The organism is Pseudonocardia thermophila (assembly GCF_900142365.1).
Taxonomy (GTDB): Bacteria; Actinomycetota; Actinomycetes; order Mycobacteriales; family Pseudonocardiaceae; genus Pseudonocardia; species Pseudonocardia thermophila.
This window is the reverse complement of record NZ_FRAP01000004.1, coordinates 1-16,211: the sequence shown is the minus strand read 5'-3', so window position 1 is coordinate 16,211 and position 16,211 is coordinate 1. Positions and strand designations below refer to the sequence as shown.

Genomic DNA, 16,211 nt, shown 5'->3' with positions numbered 1-16,211 from the left:
ATGCCGTGGCGCGCGGCGGGGCGGGAGCGTCGAACTACCGACCGCTGGATCACGATCGGATCACGGTGCCGGCGCCGCCGCTGCCGACGAGCACCAGCCGCTCGGTGCGGTCGGGTACTGGAAGGCGAACTGCATCGCGACCCCGCCGCCGAGCGAGTGCCCGACGAGGGTGACGCGGTCGATTCCGAGGACCCCGAGCAGGTCCCGCATCCCGTTGGCGTACGCCGCGACGGAGTAGTCGGCCCGCGGCTTCGCCGAGGCGCCGTGGCCGAGCAGGTCCGGGGCGATCACGGTGTTCCGCTCCGCCAGCTCGTCGAACACCGGTTCCCAGGTGGCGGAGCTCCTGACCCTTCGGTCAGGTCTGCGTCGAGAACGAACCTGTGGTGATCAGCAGAGCTTGTTGATCACCACAACTTCGTTCTCGACGCAGGCCCCGCCGCTCACCCCGCCTCGTAGCGGGCTGCCCGGATGAGGTCGTCCACGGCCGTCTGCTGGATGCGGAAGGTCCGGCCGAACCGCACCGCGGGCAGCTCTCCGCTGTGCACGAGGCGGTAGACCGTCATCTTCGACACGCGCATCCGCTGGGCGACCTCGGCGATGGTCAGGAACGGTGCCGGGACGACCGACCCGTTCCCCTCGCCCATCACGTGCGGTGACCCCGCGGGTTCGTCGACCATCGTGCGTGTCCTCCGTGACCCGTCTTCCCTGCCCGTTCGAGCACCTTGCGTGCGCTGCCTCGGACCGTAGTGCAGGGTCGGTCACCCGACGGGGTACGCGCGCTGCGCCGACGGATGAATTCGACGTAGCGTGCTCGGTATGGCGGATCCGTACCTGAGCCCCGGCCGCTTCGTGGACTGCGACGCCCCCGCTGTCGTCGACTACGCGCGGGACGCCGTCGCCGGGCTGCGCGACCCGGTCGAGCAGGCGGTGGCGCTGTTCACCCGCGTCCGCGACGACATCTGGTACGACCCGTTCGTCGTCACCGAGGACCCGGCCGCGTACAAGGCGAGCACCGTGGTGACCAGCCGCGCCAACTGGTGCGTGCCGAAGGCGGTGCTGCTGACCGCGGCGGCGCGGGCGGTGGGCATCCCGGCCCGGCTGGGCTTCGCCGACGTCCGAAACCACCTGCAGACCCCGCGGCTGCGGGAGCGGATGGGCGGCAAGGACGAGTTCGTCTGGCACGGCTACAGCGAGATGCTGCTCGACGGCCGCTGGGTGAAGGCGACCCCGGCGTTCAACAAGGAGCTGTGCGCCCGGTTCGGGGTGCCGCCGATCGACTTCGACGGGCGCAGCGACGCCTTGCTGCACGCGTTCACCCCGGACGGCTCGGTGTACATGACCTACGGCCGCGACCGCGGCGTGCACGCCGACCTGCCGCTGGAGGACATGCTCGCCACGTTCCGGGCGGTCTACGGGCCCGGGATGCTCCAGCCGGCGGATTCCGGTGTGGACGAGTTCACCGCCCCCGGATAACGCCCACGACGTAAGGTCCGGTTGTGGTCCCCGACGACGAACCCGGAGGCGATTGGACCGCGCCCGGTGTGTACCGGTGCGCGCCCGACGTCTACCGCATCCCGCTTCCCCTGCCCAACGACGGTCTGCGGGCGGTCAACGTCTACGCCCTGGTCGACGGCGACGGGTTCACCCTCGTCGACTCCGGCTGGGCGCTGCAGCAGTCGCGCGAGCTGCTCGTCTCGGCGCTCGCCGACCTCGGCGGCGGCCTCGGCGACGTGCGGCGCTTCCTGGTGACCCACGTGCACCGCGACCACTACGCGATGGCCGTGACGCTGCGCCAGGAGTTCGGCGCGCGGGTGTACCTCGGGGAGGGGGAGAAGCCCGGCCTGGACCGGCTGAACGCGGGCGGGCTCGCCTTCGCCGGGCAGGAGCCGCGGCTGATCCGCGCGGGCGCGGACGACCTGCTGCGCAGGCTCCAGTCCCAGCCGAGGCCCCGGATCGATCCGGTGGAGTGGTCGCTGCCCGACGAGTGGATCACCGACGGTGCGGTCTTCACCGTGGGGGAGGGGGAGGCGCAGCGCGAGCTCACCGCGATCGCGACCCCTGGTCACACGCGCGGCCACGTCGTGTTCGCCGACGATCCCGCCGGGCTGCTCTTCGGCGGCGACCACGTGCTGCCGCGGATCACCCCGTCGATCGGGTTCGAGCCGATGCCGGGTTCCAGCCCGCTCTCCGATTTCCTCTCCTCGCTGGAGTTGGTCCGCAGCCGGCCCGACGCGCTGCTGCTGCCCGCGCACGGCCCGGTCGGCATGCGGGTGCACGAGCGGGTCGACCAGCTGCTCGCCCACCACGCCACCCGCCTGGACCAGACGCTGGCCGCGGTGCGCGAGGGCCGGTCGACGGCCGTCGAGGTGGCCGGCGCCCTGCGCTGGACCCGCCGCGAACGCCGGCTGGACGAGCTGGACGTGTTCAACGAGATGCTGGCCGTGCTGGAGACGCTGGCGCACCTGGACGTGCTCGTCGAGCGGGGGGCGCTGCGGTTCACACTGGACGGTGATGTCGCGCGCTACACGATCTAGGCGGCGGTCGGCGACACGACACGCCCGACACGCCGTTGGTGCTGGCCAGGATGACCCGGATGCAGGCACACTGAGCGCACGGAGCTGATCTATCGGTAGCGATCGACAACCGAATAGGTGCACGGCAGCTCGCCGACGGGATGAGGACGTTGGGGAAGACGATCCTCGTCGACGTTGGAGGTCTGCAGTGAACGCACGCGGCGTGGTCTTCATCCACTCGTCGCCGACTGCGGTCTGTCCGCACGTCGAGTGGGCGATCTCCGGCGTGCTCGGAACCAAGGTGTCCTTGCAGTGGTCGCCGCAGGGCATCGTGCCCGGAGCGATGCGGGCCGAGTGCACCTGGACCGGGCCCGTCGGTAGTGGGGGTGCCCTTGCTGGGGCGCTGCGCGCCTGGCCGATGCTGCGCTTCGAGGTGACCGAGGAGGCCACCCCCGGGGTCGACGGCGAGCGGTACAGCCACGTCCCGACCCTCGGCCTGTGGCACGGGCGGATGTCGGCGAACGGTGACACGGTGGTCCCCGAGGACCAGTTGCGTGCCGTCCTCGCCGAGACGCCGCTCAGCCAGGTTCCGGGACGGATCCACGAGTTGCTGGGCACCGCATGGGACGACGCGCTGGAGCCCTACCGCTCCGCCGGCGACGGCGCCCCCGTCACCTGGTTGCACCAGGTCGGCTGAGCGGGCGGTCGAAGGGGCGTCGAGAACGACGTTGGCGTGATCGACGAGCCCTGTTGATCACGCCAACGTCGTTCTCGACGGGGTCCCGGCCCCGGGCTCGGGGGAACCACGAGCCCGGGCGCCGGGGGATCAGGCCTTGGTGAAGGCGATGGCGGCGTTGTGCCCGCCGAACCCGAAGGAGTCGCAGATCGCGGCCTGCAGGTCGACCTTCCGCGGCTCTCCGGCGACGACGTCCAGCTCGACGCCGGGATCGAGGTTCTCCAGGTTCAGGGTGGCGGGGATGATCCCCTCCTTGACCGAGAGCAGCGTGATGATGCTCTCGACGGCGCCCGCGGCGCCCACCATGTGCCCGAGCTGTGACTTGGGCGCGGTGAGGATCGGGTGATCGCCCAGCGCCTTCTTCACCGCCCGGGTCTCGCCGACGTCGCCGGCGACCGTGGAGGTGGCGTGGCAGTTGACGTGCCCGACGTCGGTGGGGGAGAGCCCCGCCGACTCGACCGCCTTCCGGATGGCCCGCGACTGGCCGACGCCCTCGGGCTCCGGGCCGGTGATGTGGTAGGCGTCGGCGGTCAGGCCGGCCCCGGCCAGCTTGCCGTACACCTTGGCTCCGCGGGCCGCTGCGAACTCCGACCGCTCCAGGACCATGATCCCGGCACCCTCGGCGAGCACGAACCCGTCCCGGTCGACGTCGAACGGCCGCGAGGCGCGCTCCGGCTCGTCGTTGCGCTGCGACAGGGTGCGGGCCTGCACGAACCCGGCCACCGTGATGCCGGTGATGCAGGCTTCTGCGCCGCCGGCGATGACGACGTCGACCTCACCCGCCCGCAGCAGCCGCAGCGCCCACGCCAGCGCCTCGGCGCCGGACGCACACGCCGAGACCGGGGCGTGGACCCCGCCTTGCGCCTTGAACTCCAGCCCGACCCAGGCCGCGGGCCCGTTGGGCATGAGCATCGGCACGGTCAGCGGGGAGACCTTGCGCAGGCCCTCGTTCTCCAGCAGATCGTCCTGCGCGAGCAGGGTGAGGGCGCCGCCGATGCCGGTGGCGACGACGACGGCGAGCCGCTCCGGCTCCACCTCCGGACTGCCGGCGTCCGCCCAGGCCTCGCGGGCGGCGACCAGCGCCACCTGCTCGCACCGGTCGAGCCGGCGCGCCTGCACGCGCGGGAGGACGTCGGTGGGCTCCACGGCGAGCGGCGCGGCGATCTTCACCGGGAGGTCGTACTTCTCGACCCAGTCGACCTCGCCGTCGATCCGGCGCACCCCGGACCGGCCCGCGAGGACGGCTTCCCAGGTCGAGGGGACGTCACCGCCGAGGGGGGTGGTCGCCCCCAGACCGGTGACGACGACCTCGATGTCGGAGTTCGTTCGTCCCTGGGTCACTGGTTCTTCGCGATGTAGTCGACGGCGTCGCCGACGGTCTTGAGCTCGGCCAGCTGGTCGTCGGGGATCTTGACCCCGAACTTGTCCTCCGCCTGGACGGCGATCTCGACCATCGACAGCGAGTCGATGTCGAGGTCGTCGACGAACGACTTCTCGGCCGTCACGTCGGCCGTGTCGATGCCCGCGACCTCCTCGACGATCTCGGCGAGGCCGGCGAGGATCTCGGCGTTGTCAGCCACGGTGTTCTCCTTCTGGTGGGACACTCGGTGGGAGATCCGGTGTGGATCTCCGGGCGTGGGCCTGGTGTGGAATCTACGGGAAGACCACGACCTGGCCCGCGTAGGACAGCCCCGCGCCGAACCCGACGATCAGGACGGTGTCGCCGGAGCGGACCCGGCCCTCGGCACGCATGTGGTCGAGCGCCAGCGGGATCGACGCCGACGAGGTGTTGCCCGACTCCTGGATGTCGTCGGCCACCACCATGTCCTCGCGGGCGCCCTCCTTGCGCAGCCGCTTGGCGATGGCGTCGACGATGCGCAGGTTGGCCTGGTGGGGCACCAGCACGTCGACGTCGGCCGGGGTGATGCCGGCTAGCTCGAGGGCGCGCAGCGCGACCGGGGCGATCTTCGTGGTGGCCCAGCGGAACACCGCTTGGCCCTCCTGGTGGATCGCCCGGTTCTCCTGCTTGACGTAGATCGTGGAGACCAAATCGCCCGCGCTGCCCCACGAGACCGGGCCGATGCCGACGTCGGCGGGATCGGTGGCCGGTCCGACGACGGCGGCGCCCGCCCCGTCGGCGAAGATGATCGCGGTCGAGCGGTCGGTCCAGTCGAGCCAGTCCGACAGCTTCTCCGCGCCGATCACGAGCACGTGCTTCGCGGTGCCCGCCCGCACCAGGTCGGCGGCGGTGCCGATCGCGTAGCAGAAGCCCGCGCAGGCGGCGTTGAGGTCGAACGCGGCCGGCGCGGAGATGCCGATGCGGTCGGCGGTCTGCGCGGCGGCGTTCGGGATCTGGACCGGCAGCGTGCAGGTCGCCACGATGACCGTGTCGATGTCGGCGGGGGTGAGCCCGGCGTCCTTCACCGCCCGGCTGCCGGCCTCGACGGCCATGTCGACCAGCGACAGCTCCTTCGGCGCGATGCGCCGGTTGCGGATGCCGACGCGCTCGCGGATCCACGCGTCGTTGGTGTCCATGATCTTGGCTAGATCGTCGTTGGAGACGACCCGGTCGGGCTGGAAGCTGCCGATGCCGAGCAGCCGGGCCCCGGCGACGGCCGTCGCGAGCTTCAGAGTGGTCATGCGGCACCACCATTTCCGGTGTCGGCGTGGTCGGCGATGAGTGCGGCGGCCTTCTCGAGGTCGTCGGGGGACTTGAGGGCCAGGGTCGCGACCCCCTTGAGGTCGCGCTTGACCAGGCCGACGAGGGTGCCGGCCGGCGGCAGCTCGATGACCGCGGTGACGCCCAGCTCGCCCAGCGTCGCCATGCAGGCGTCCCAGCGGACGGGCCGGGTGACCTGCGCGACGAGTCGCGTGAGCGCCTCGGCGCCGGTGGTGACGACGGCGCCGTCGGCGTTGGACAGCAGCGGCAGTGTCGGGTCGGTGGGGGAGATCCCCTCCGCGTGGCTGCGCAGCGCCTCCTCGGCGGGTGCCATGAACCGGGTGTGGAACGCGCCGGCGACCGCCAGCGGGATGATCCGCGCCTTCGCCGGCGGGTTCGCGGCCAGCTCGGCGAGCGCGGCCGTCGGACCGGCGGCGACGACCTGCCCGCCGCCGTTGCGGTTGGCCGGGTCGAGGCCGAGCCGGTCCAGCGTGGCGAGCACCTCGTCGGGGTTCCCGCCGAGGACGGCGCTCATGCCGGTCGGTTCGAGCGCGCAGGCAGCGGCCATCTCCCGGCCGCGCACCGCGGCCAGCGACACGGCCGCGTCGGGGGTCAGCACGCCCGCGATGGCGGCGGCGGCGAGCTCCCCGACCGAGTGGCCGGCGACCGGTGACCCGGCGGGCGGGGCGGTCTTGCTGGTCAGCCGAGCGGCGGCCAGCAGCGCCGAGGCGACCACGAGCGGCTGGGTGACGGTCGTGTCCTTGATCTCCTCGGCGTCGGCGGTGGTCCCGAGGCGGACCAGGTCGAGGCCGATGGCGTCCGACCACGCAGCGAGGGTCTCCTCAGCGGCGGGATCGTCGAGCCAGGGGGTGAGCATGCCGGGCTTCTGCGAGCCCTGACCGGGCGCGAGGAGGGCGATCACGGGGTACACCCAACACCCTGCCCGTTGGCCGTCGGGATACCGACGCACACCAAGTCGGGCGATCCAGTTTGTAGAGATCCTCCAAATCGTGGCCCAGAACACCCGAGGTGACGCAGGTCGCCTCCGGTCTCCGTTGTAGGAAATCGGCAGGTCATGGGCCGAGCCTGCCGAGGATGACGGCCGCCCGCAACACCAGCGCCGAGCGCGGGTCCGTCGGCGAGTGGCCCGTGATCTCCGCCACCCGGCGCAGTCGGTACCGCACGGTGTTGGGGTGCACGTACAGCTCGCGCGCGCACGACTCCAGCGAGCCGCCGCCCTCCAGGTAGACCTCGAGCGTGCGGGCCAGCTCGCCGCCGGCCTCGGCCAGCGGGCGGGTGATCGTCGCCCGCAGTCGTTCGTGCGCGGTGGGGTCGCCCAGCAGGGCGCGCTCGGGGAGCAGCGCGTCGGCGTCGACCGGGCGCGGCGCGTCGGGCCAGCCGGGGGCGGCGCGCAGCCCGGCCAGGGCTTCCCGCGCGGCGACGTGCGCGTTGGCGAGCCCATCGGCGGGCGGCCCGACGACGACCGGGCCGGGCCCGAACGCCTCGACGAGCGAGCTGGTGAGCGCCGCGGCGTCCAGCCCGCCGGGATCGGCGACCAGCACGACCAGTCGGCCGCCCTGCGAGCCCACCAGCACCGCGCGCCCCGCCCGGTCGGCCTCGCGGCGCAGCAGGGCGGGGGCGCGGGCGGCATCCTGCGGGGAGTTGCCGGCCACGACGCGCAGCCGCGCCGTGGGGTTCCAGCCCAGCGCCGACGCCCGCGAGATCAGCGCGTCGTCGGCCTCGCCGCGCACGACGGCGTCGACGACCTGCGCTTCCTGCCGGGCGTCCCAGGCACCGCGGTTCTCCGCGGCGCCGGCGTAGACGGTCGCGGCGGCGAAGGCGATCTCCCGGCCGAACCGCAGGATCGCGTCGACCAGCACGCGCCGCTCGGCTTCGTCGGTGGCCAGCGGCGGCAGCTGGCGCTCGAACACCTCGGTCGCGATCCGCACCAGGTCCACGGTCTGGCGCAGCGACAGCCGCTCCGCGAGGTCGTGCGGGGCGATGCGGAACGCCTCGGCGGTGAGCCGGATCGGTTCGCCGCGCTCACCGAGCCACGCGACGAAGTTCGCCACCCCGGTCTGGGTGACCAGGGCGACGCCCGCCCGCTGGTCGGCGGGCAGCTCCGCGAACCACGGGTGCCGCCTGCGCATCTCGTGCAGGCACGCCCGCGCGAGATCGCCCGCGGCGAGCCCGATGCGCCGCCGGGTGGCGGCGGACACCGTGGTCGTGCCCGTACCGGTCGCCGTCACGAGGGCAGCATCGCACGGCTGCGCCGGCGGGCGATGCGATCCTGGACAGGAACAGCCACGACCGCGATGTGGTTGCACGAGCAACTACATCGGACGGAAGGTGCCCCATGACCCCGAAGCTGACCCCGAGCGTCGACGTGCGCCGTGCCGGGGACCGGTTCGTGACCGCGATCGACTGGCTGGACTCCCGGCACAGCTTCTCGTTCGGCGGCCACTACGACCCGGCGAACACCCACTTCGGCCTGCTGCTGGTCGCCAACGACGACGTCGTGAAGGCGGGCAGCGGGTTCGAGACCCACCCGCACCGCGACATGGAGATCGTCACCTGGGTGCTGTCGGGGTCGCTGGTCCACCAGGACTCCGAGGGGCACTCGGGCGTCATCCACCCCGGGCTGGCCCAGCGCATGAGCGCGGGGCGGGGGATCCTGCACTCGGAGAAGAACGACGCCTGGCGGCTCGACGCCTCGATCGCCGAGCACGCCGAGGACGTCCACTTCGTGCAGATGTGGGTGCTGCCCGACCGCGCAGGCCTGGATCCCGGCTACGAGCAGCTCGACATCGGCGGCGAGTTGGATCGCGGCGACCTGCTCGTCGTCGCGTCCGGGATGCCGGAGCACGCCGACGAGAAGGCCATCTCGATCGCCCAGGAGCACGCGGCGCTCCACGCCGCCCGGCTGCGGCCGGGCGGCACGGTGGCGTTGCCTGCAGCGCCGTGGGTGCACCTGTTCGTCGCCCGTGGCTCCGTGGAGCTCGAGGGAACGGGGACGCTGGGCACCGGTGACGCCGCCCGCATCACCGCAGGCGAGGGACAGCGGGTCACCGGCGGCCCCGACGGCGCCGAGATCCTCGCCTGGGAGATGCACGCGACTCTGGGCTGAGCGCGGGCGGCAGCCCCCGTCGGTGGCGCAGCCGCGCCTCGTAGCCGCGCCCGGGCACACACGGGCGGGCAGCCCGGCACCTGACGAGCGACTCGAGGTGCCGGATCGTGCGGTTCGGTGTACGGCGGCCCTCACGGGCCGCCGTACCGCTTTCAGCTGAGCGGAGTGACCTGGGTGGCCTGCGGTCCCTTCTGACCCTGCTCGATGTCGAAGGACACCCGCTGGCCCTCTTCGAGGCTCTTGTACCCGTTGACCTGGATCGCCGAGTAGTGCACGAACACGTCCGCGCCACCACCGTCAGGTGCGAGGAAGCCGTAGCCCTTCTCGCTGTTGAACCACTTGACGGTGCCTTCAGCCATTCTTGCTCTCCTCGTACCTGGCGCCGGGGCTCTGCCCCCGGCATCGCGCCGTCCGGGCACTATCGGTCCGTGCCGGATCGGGACGCCTGTACCAGTGCCGCTCCGTGCCCCGGGCCTGACGTCCGGCGGAGCGTATCGCGTTCCGACCGCCCTGCCGAGGGGCAAGATGCTGCGGATTTCGCGGTTCTCGGCGGATGCGGCCCGAGAACGGCCCCGAAGATCGATTCAGAGGGTCTCCGGACCGCTTGCGAGCCGGATCCGGAGGACGGTCAGCGCGGTTCGAGGGGAGTTGGGGGTGGGTGCCCGGGGCGTGGCCCGGGCACCCACCGGACGGGCGTCAGGCGACCCCGGAGTCGGTCGTCTGCGGACCCGCGGCCTGCGGGTCGTCGATGGCGAAGCGCCGGGCGGCCTCGGCGACCTCCGCCCTGTCGAACTCGCCGCGCTGCGCGAGCGAGGCGAGGGCGGCCACCACGATCGACTCGGCGTCGACGTTGAAGTGCCGTCGCACCGCCGGTCGGGTGTCGGACAGGCCGAACCCGTCGGTGCCCAGGGAGGTGAACGGCGCCGGTACCCACTGCCGCACGAGGTCGGGCAGCGCCCGCATCCAGTCCGACACCGCCACGACCGGGGCGTCGCTGCCGCCGAGGGCCTGCGTGATGAACGGGACCTTCGGCTCGTCGGCGGGGTGCAGCAGGTTGTGCCGCTCGGCCTCGACGCCGTCACGGCGCAGCTCGCCCCACGACGTCACCGACCACACCTCGGCGCCGACCCCGAACTCCTCGGCGAGGACGTCGCGGGCCTTCAGCGCCCACGGCACGGCCACGCCGGAGGCGAGCAGGCGCACCTGCGGTCCGTCCGGACGCGGGCTGCCCTGGTAGCGGTAGATGCCCTTCAGCAGCGCCTCGACGTCGAGATCGGCGGGCTCGGCGGGCTGCACGTACGGCTCGTTGTAGACCGTCAGGTAGTAGATGACGTCGTCGCCGGCCAGCACGCCGTCGTCGGTCGACTCGCCGTACATGCGGCGCAGCCCGTCGCGCACGATGTGCCCGATCTCGTAGGCGAACGCCGGGTCGTAGGCCACGACCGCCGGGTTGGTGGAGGCGAGCACCAGCGAGTGCCCGTCGTTGTGCTGCAGGCCCTCACCGGTCAGCGTGGTGCGGCCCGCGGTGGCGCCGATGAGGAAGCCGCGGGCCATCTGGTCGGCGGCCGCCCAGATCGAGTCCCCGGTCCGCTGGAACCCGAACATCGAGTAGAACACGTACACCGGGATCGTCGGTTGCCCGTGGGTCGCGTAGGACGACCCGGCGGCGATGAACGAACCCATCGACCCGGCCTCGTTGATGCCCTCGTGGAGCAGCTGGCCGTCCTCCGCCTCGCGGTAGGCGAGCATCAGGGAGGCGTCGACGGACGTGTACTGCTGCCCGTTCGGGTTGTAGATCTTCTGGGTCGGGAACATCGAGTCCATCCCGAACGTGCGCGCCTCGTCCGGGATGATCGGCACGAACCGGTGGCCGATCTCGGGGTCCTTCACCAGCTCGCGCAGCAGCCGGACGAACGCCATCGTCGTGGCGACCTCCTGCTTGCCCGAGCCCTTGCGGATCGCGTCGTAGACCTTGTCGCCGGGCAGCACGAGCGGCTTGGCGGCCACCCGCCGCGACGGCAGCGGCCCGCCGAGGGCGCGGCGGCGCTCCAGCATGTACTGGATCTCGGGAGCGTCCATGCCGGGGTGGTAGTACGGCGGCATGTACGGGTTCTCCTCGAGGACCTTGTCGCTGATCGGGATGCGCTGCTCGTCCCGGAACTGCTTGAGGTCGGCGAGGGAGAGCTTCTTCATCTGGTGCGTGGCGTTGCGCCCGGCGAAGCTCTTGCCCAGGCCGTAGCCCTTGATGGTCTTGGCGAGGATCACGGTCGGCTGGCCGTGGTGCTCCATGGCCGCCGCGTAGGCCGCGTAGACCTTGCGGTAGTCGTGCCCGCCGCGCTTGAGGTTCCAGATCTCCTCGTCGCTCATCTTCTCGACGAGCGCCTTGGTGCGCGGGTCGCGGCCGAAGAAGTGGTCGCGGACGTACGCGCCGTCGTTGGCCTTGTACGTCTGGTAGTCGCCGTCCGGCGTGCTGTTCATGAGGTTGATCAGCGCGCCGTCGCGGTCGGCGTGCAGGAGCGCGTCCCACTCGCGGCCCCAGATGACCTTGATCACGTTCCAGCCGGCGCCGCGGAAGAACGCCTCCAGCTCCTGGATGATCTTGCCGTTGCCGCGGACCGGGCCGTCGAGCCGCTGCAGGTTGCAGTTGACGACGAACGTGAGGTTGTCCAGGCCCTCCGTGGCCGCGATGTGGATCAGGCCACGAGCCTCCGGCTCGTCCATCTCGCCGTCGCCGAGGAACGCCCAGACGTGCTGGTCGCCCGAGGGGATGATGCCCCGGGCGTAGGCGTAGCGGTTGAACCGCGCCTGCATGATCGCGTTCATGGGGCCCAGGCCCATCGAGACCGTGGGGAACTCCCAGAAGTCCGGCATCAGCCGCGGGTGCGGGTAGGACGGCAGCCCGTGCCCCGGTCCGCCGTGGGACAGCTCCTGACGGAACCCGTCGAGCTGGTCCTCGGTGAGCCGGCCCTCCAAGTAGGCGCGCGCGTAGATGCCGGGTGACGCGTGGCCCTGGATGAAGACCTGGTCTCCACCGCACGGGTGATCTTTGCCACGGAAGAAGTGGTTGAACCCGACCTCGTAGAGGGTCGCCGAGGAGGCGTAGGTCGAGATGTGCCCGCCCACGCTGATGCCCGGCCGCTGCGCGCGGTGCACCGTCATGGCCGCGTTCCAGCGGATCCAGCGCCGGTAGGCGCGCTCGGTCTCCTCGTCGCCCGGGAACCACGGCTCGCGGTCGGTCGGGATCGTGTTGACGTAGTCGGTGCTGGTCAGCGCGGGAACACCGACGTGGCGCTCACGCGCGCGCTGCAGCAGGCGCAGCATCAGGTAACGGGCCCGCTGCTGACCGGCCGCGTCGAGCACGGCGTCGAAGGAGTCCAGCCACTCGGCCGTCTCCTCGGGGTCGATGTCGGGCAGGTGCGCCGCGAGGCCGTCACGGATGACGTGGACTCGTCGCGGCGTCGCTGGACGGGACTGGGCGGTCAAGGGATCTCCCTGTTGACGCTGGAGCGGGGTGTGCTTCTCCGGTTCACCCCCTATCGTGCCCCCCGGTGCTCGATCTCGTAACGAGTGGTTGCGTACTGATCCGCTTCGTGTTCGGATTCCGCATCCGGAGACGACGTATAGCGTTGTCAACCGGGAGACCGGATCGAGGAAAAGGGGACACGGGTGGCAACCGCGGATGATGCCGGACGAGGGTCCGACATCGCCGGCAAGCTCGGCATCGAGCCGGGCATGGTGGTGCAGGAACTGGGCTGGGACACCGACGTCGACGAGGCCGTTCGCGACGCCGTGGAGGAGCGGTGCGGGGACGAGCTGCTCGACGAGGACGCCCAGGACGTCATGGACGTCGTCCTGCTCTGGTGGCGGGACGGTGACGGAGATCTCGCTGATGATCTCGTCGACGCCATGAGCCTGCTCGCCGAGAACGGTGTCGTGTGGGTGCTGACCCCGAAGACGGGGCGCCCGGGCTACGTCGAGCCGAGCGACATCGCCGAGGCGGCGGCGACCGCCGGACTCTCGCAGACGTCCAACATCAGCGTCACCGAGGACTGGGCCGGTGCCCGGCTCGTCGGACCCAAAGCGGTGAAGTCGCGTCGGTGAGCCCGGCCCCGCCGGTGCCTCACCCAGGGGCGGTGCGAACCCCCGCGGGCTCCTGCCCGGGCTCGTGGTGCATCGAGCCGCTGCCCGCGCCCGTGGCTACGGATAGGCTCGGTGCACCCAGACCCCGCGCAAGGAGAGATCGATGGCCCCCGAGGTGGGTTCCACCGCCCCTGACTTCACGCTCCCCGACCAGAACAAGCAGGAGGTCACGCTCTCGTCGTTCCGCGGCGAGCGCGCCGTCCTCGTGGTCTTCTACCCGTTCGCGTTCTCCGGCATCTGCACCGGCGAGCTGTGCGCGGTCCGTGATGAGCTCGGCACGTTCCAGAACGACGACGTGCAGGTGCTGGCCATCTCGGTCGACCACCCCTTCGCGCTCAAGGCGTGGGCCGACGCGCAGAACTACCAGTTCCCGCTGCTGTCGGACTTCTGGCCGCACGGCGAGGTCGCCAAGGCCTACGGCGTGTTCAACGAGAAGGCCGGCATGGCCGTGCGGGGCACGTTCCTGGTCGACAAGGAGGGCATCGTCCGCTTCGCCGAGGTCAACGCCCCCGGCGAGGCCCGCGACCAGTCCGCGTGGAAGAAAGCCATCGCGGCGCTCTGACGCCGTTCGCCGTGGTGGGCGCCGGGACGGTAAGGTCCCCGGCGCCATCCGGGCGCGTAGCTCAGCGGGAGAGCACTCGGCTTACAACCGAGCGGTCGCAGGTTCGAACCCTGCCGCGCCCACGTCTGTGACCAGGACATTCGCCGTGCGCTGTAGCCTGTGATCCGCCCGCGTGGAAGCCGATCGTGAGGCAACGCGTCCGCGCGCCCGGCGCCACGACCCGAGCATCCCGCCGCCGGCGGGAGGGCGGCATCGGGCAGCGGGTCGACCACCGCCGGTCGCGGGTGCGCGAGTGTGACGAGCGCTGCCGCGCCCAGCCTCGTGACCGGGGCATCTGCCATCCGTGGCCCTGTGTCCCCTCGCCGTGCGTGGTGTGATTCGTGTCGACCGTTCTCACGGCCTGCCGACGAAGGGCGCACGGGCCGTGTCTCGGTACCCTTCTCGGCCACCGGGCCGGCGTGCGATGGAGGAGCACCTGAGCGAAGCGCCGCATCCTCGACGCGGCCGCGGCCCTCTTCGCGGAACGCGCCGCGGTCGATGACGAACCGGTCCCCGGATCGTGCGAGCGGCACCGGAGCGTCGGCCCGGGGCTCCTGTCAGGCGTCAGCCGGTGACCCGGGCCAGCACGACACCGCCGATGATCAACGTCAACGCGGCCACCCGGCCCGCGGAGATCGGATCGCCGTGCACCAGGACGCCGAGCGTGATCGCACCGGCGGCACCGATGCCGGTGAACACGGCGTAGGCGGTGCCGACCGGCACCGAGTTCATCGCCAGCGAGAGCAGCCACACGGCCAGCGCCATGAGGACCAGGCAGACCAGCGTCGGCAGCGGTCGGGTGAAGTTCTCCGTCGGCTTGATGCTCTGCGCCCACGCCGCCTCGACCACGCCGGCCATCACCAGGATCAGCCAGCTCACCGGGCCACCTCCTGCAGCGCGGCGGCCAGCGATTCCTCGTGCTGCTCGCGCCGGTGGGCCAGAGCCGGGTCGATGAGGGCGTTGACCAGCTCGACGTGGATGAAGGTCACGTCCTCGATGCGGAAGTGGCCCGCGAAGAAGTCGCGCAGATAGCGCTCCTGGTGGTCGTACGGCTCGCGGGGAGTGCCCGGGCCGTACGCGCCACCGCGTGCGCTGGTCACCACGATCGACCGGCCCGCGAGCGACATCTTCGGGAAGGTGATCTGGTCGAGCCATGCCTTGAGCGCCGACGGGATCGAGTAGTTGTACATCGGCGTGCCGATGAGGATCACCTCGGCGGCCACCACCTCCTCCAGCAGCGGCTCCACGATCGCCCACGCCGCGCGCTGGGCCGGGGTGCGGGCCGCCTCCCCGTACCGCGCGATGTCGGTGATGCCGTGCTCCAGGATGTGGTCGCACAGCTCGGTCCACGCCTGACCGATGTGCGGCACGGGGTCCGCCGCCAGGTCGCGGTAGACGTAGCGGGCCTCGGGGTGGGCGGCCCGCCAGTGCGCGGCGAACGCCGCCGACAGCCTCCGGGAGAACGACGGGCGACGAGCGCTCGCGTCCAGGTGCAGCAGCATGATCCCTCCATATGTGGACACGGTGTCCGCTTGTGCGAGTGTAAGCGGACGGCGTGTCCACATACAATGAGTTCATGGAGAGGGCTGACGCCGCGCGCAACCGTGCCCGCATCCTCGACGCGGCCGCGGCCCTCTTCGCGGAGCGGTCGCCGCAGGACGTGACGATGGAGGACATCGCCAGGAAGGCGGGCGTCGGCCGGGGCACGCTCTACCGCCGCTACCCCGACCGGGCGTCCATCGCGGTCGCGCTCCTCGACGAGCACGAACGCGCGTTGCAGGACCAGCTCCTGCGCGGCGACCCGCCCCTCGGGCCGGGCGCCCCGCCCGGGGAGCGCCTGGCGGCGTTCTACGCCGCGATGGTCCGTCTGCTGGAGGACCACTCCCACCTGGTGCTCGGCGCCGAGATCGGCCGGACCCGCTTCGAGACCGGCGCGTACGGCTTCTGGCGGGCCCACGTGCGGGCGCTGCTGACCGCGGCGGGCACACCCGACCCGGATGCGCTGGTCGACATCCTGCTCGCACCGCTCGCGCCCGACGTGTACAGCTACCAACGCCGCTCGCTCGGCCTCAGCCCGGAGCAGATCACGGCGGCCCTGACCCGGCTTGCTGCGGTGGTGACCGGGTGAGGCGCCGGGCGGGTTCGGGTGGGTCGCGGGTGCCGAAGCGCTTCGCATTCGACGTCGTGCAGGCAGCGGAGCCGAGACGCTGGTCGGCGCTGGCGCAGGGCCTGGCTGAGTGGAAGGAGACGGCGGTCGTTCGCGCCGATGTTCGCCGGCGGCCGAGCCGTCGCGGCCGCTCGAGGACGATCCTGGCCAGGTCCCGGCTCCGCGCCGCTAGGTGTACTGACCCGGGAGGTTGTTGACAGTTAGGCGGCGAGTCGGGTGGCTGGGGGTCGGCCACCGAGAGCGGAGTGGGCGCGTCGAGTGTTGTAGC

Annotated in this window: 17 protein-coding genes, 1 tRNA gene and 1 pseudogene; 8 read left to right on the top strand and 11 right to left on the bottom strand. The window is 71.8% G+C overall.

The genetic code is table 11. The annotated features are described in order from the left end of the window. Positions 1-67 precede the first annotated feature (67 nt). Positions 68-339, bottom strand: a pseudogene (locus BUE41_RS06545) (alpha/beta fold hydrolase); the annotation flags it as partial. 101 nt (positions 340-440) lie between these two features. Next, positions 441-644, bottom strand: a complete 204-nt coding sequence (locus BUE41_RS06540; protein WP_073456299.1) for a helix-turn-helix domain-containing protein — start codon at positions 642-644, stop codon at positions 441-443. A gap of 172 nt (positions 645-816) precedes the next feature. Here BUE41_RS06540 and BUE41_RS06535 point away from each other — a divergent pair, with 172 nt between their 5' ends. The 3 genes from BUE41_RS06535 to BUE41_RS06525 all read left to right on the top strand — a co-directional run bounded on the left by BUE41_RS06535 (position 817) and on the right by BUE41_RS06525 (position 3,210). Beyond that, on the top strand, positions 817-1,473 hold the full coding sequence (locus BUE41_RS06535; protein WP_073455978.1) for a transglutaminase-like domain-containing protein: 657 nt from the start codon (positions 817-819) through the stop codon (positions 1,471-1,473). A 23-nt stretch (positions 1,474-1,496) separates the two neighbouring features. Continuing rightward, complete coding sequence (locus BUE41_RS06530) at positions 1,497-2,534, top strand: MBL fold metallo-hydrolase (RefSeq protein WP_073455977.1); 1,038 nt, start codon at positions 1,497-1,499, stop codon at positions 2,532-2,534. 187 nt (positions 2,535-2,721) lie between these two features. Next, entirely contained in the window at positions 2,722-3,210 is a 489-nt protein-coding gene (locus BUE41_RS06525; RefSeq protein ID WP_073455976.1) for a DUF3145 domain-containing protein, read from the top strand. A 129-nt stretch (positions 3,211-3,339) separates the two neighbouring features. Here the strand turns inward: BUE41_RS06525 and BUE41_RS06520 are convergent, their stop codons facing one another. From BUE41_RS06520 to BUE41_RS06500, 5 genes are all read right to left on the bottom strand, one after another. After that, positions 3,340-4,590, bottom strand: a complete 1,251-nt coding sequence (locus BUE41_RS06520; RefSeq protein ID WP_073455975.1) for a beta-ketoacyl-[acyl-carrier-protein] synthase family protein — start codon at positions 4,588-4,590, stop codon at positions 3,340-3,342. Then, positions 4,587-4,829, bottom strand: a complete 243-nt coding sequence (locus BUE41_RS06515) for an acyl carrier protein (protein WP_073456297.1) — start codon at positions 4,827-4,829, stop codon at positions 4,587-4,589. Before BUE41_RS06515 ends, BUE41_RS06520 begins: the two co-directional genes overlap by 4 nt. Positions 4,830-4,902: 73 nt before the next feature. Beyond that, a complete protein-coding gene (locus tag BUE41_RS06510) occupies positions 4,903-5,889 on the bottom strand; it encodes a beta-ketoacyl-ACP synthase III (RefSeq protein ID WP_073455974.1) in 987 nt (328 codons plus the stop codon). Continuing rightward, entirely contained in the window at positions 5,886-6,830 is a 945-nt protein-coding gene (locus BUE41_RS06505) for an ACP S-malonyltransferase (protein ID WP_073456295.1), read from the bottom strand. Before BUE41_RS06505 ends, BUE41_RS06510 begins: the two co-directional genes overlap by 4 nt. 151 nt (positions 6,831-6,981) lie before the next feature. Further along, complete coding sequence (locus BUE41_RS06500) at positions 6,982-8,157, bottom strand: PucR family transcriptional regulator (protein WP_073455973.1); 1,176 nt, start codon at positions 8,155-8,157, stop codon at positions 6,982-6,984. Positions 8,158-8,264: 107 nt separating this feature from the next. On the opposite strand from BUE41_RS06500, the gene BUE41_RS06495 reads away from it, so the two are divergent. Further along, a complete protein-coding gene (locus tag BUE41_RS06495; RefSeq protein WP_073455972.1) occupies positions 8,265-9,035 on the top strand; it encodes a pirin family protein in 771 nt (256 codons plus the stop codon). 152 nt (positions 9,036-9,187) lie between these two features. On the opposite strand, the gene BUE41_RS06490 is transcribed toward BUE41_RS06495, so the two are convergent. Both BUE41_RS06490 and aceE read right to left on the bottom strand, forming a co-directional pair. After that, a complete protein-coding gene (locus BUE41_RS06490; RefSeq protein ID WP_073455971.1) occupies positions 9,188-9,394 on the bottom strand; it encodes a cold-shock protein in 207 nt (68 codons plus the stop codon). A gap of 337 nt (positions 9,395-9,731) precedes the next feature. Next, positions 9,732-12,518 carry a pyruvate dehydrogenase (acetyl-transferring), homodimeric type gene (gene aceE / locus BUE41_RS06485; RefSeq protein WP_073455970.1) on the bottom strand — a complete coding sequence of 929 codons (2,787 nt, stop codon included), beginning with the start codon at positions 12,516-12,518 and terminating at the stop codon, positions 9,732-9,734. Between the two features lie 183 nt (positions 12,519-12,701). Here aceE and BUE41_RS06480 point away from each other — a divergent pair, with 183 nt between their 5' ends. The 3 genes from BUE41_RS06480 to BUE41_RS06470 all read left to right on the top strand — a co-directional run bounded on the left by BUE41_RS06480 (position 12,702) and on the right by BUE41_RS06470 (position 13,859). Beyond that, the gene (locus tag BUE41_RS06480) at positions 12,702-13,136 is read left to right on the top strand and encodes a DUF3052 domain-containing protein (protein WP_073455969.1); all 435 of its coding nucleotides are present in this window, start codon (positions 12,702-12,704) and stop codon (positions 13,134-13,136) included. A gap of 142 nt (positions 13,137-13,278) precedes the next feature. Continuing rightward, entirely contained in the window at positions 13,279-13,737 is a 459-nt protein-coding gene (locus BUE41_RS06475) for a peroxiredoxin (RefSeq protein ID WP_073455968.1), read from the top strand. A 50-nt stretch (positions 13,738-13,787) separates the two neighbouring features. Further along, positions 13,788-13,859: transfer RNA gene (locus tag BUE41_RS06470), tRNA-Val, on the top strand. A gap of 481 nt (positions 13,860-14,340) precedes the next feature. Here the strand turns inward: BUE41_RS06470 and BUE41_RS06465 are convergent. Continuing rightward, complete coding sequence (locus tag BUE41_RS06465; protein WP_073455967.1) at positions 14,341-14,655, bottom strand: DMT family transporter; 315 nt, start codon at positions 14,653-14,655, stop codon at positions 14,341-14,343. Next, complete coding sequence (locus BUE41_RS06460; protein WP_073455966.1) at positions 14,652-15,278, bottom strand: FMN-dependent NADH-azoreductase; 627 nt, start codon at positions 15,276-15,278, stop codon at positions 14,652-14,654. Before BUE41_RS06460 ends, BUE41_RS06465 begins: the two co-directional genes overlap by 4 nt. Positions 15,279-15,352: 74 nt before the next feature. Here BUE41_RS06460 and BUE41_RS06455 point away from each other — a divergent pair, with 74 nt between their 5' ends. Next, entirely contained in the window at positions 15,353-15,904 is a 552-nt protein-coding gene (locus tag BUE41_RS06455; protein ID WP_073455965.1) for a TetR/AcrR family transcriptional regulator, read from the top strand. Positions 15,905-16,211: the final 307 nt, after the last annotated feature.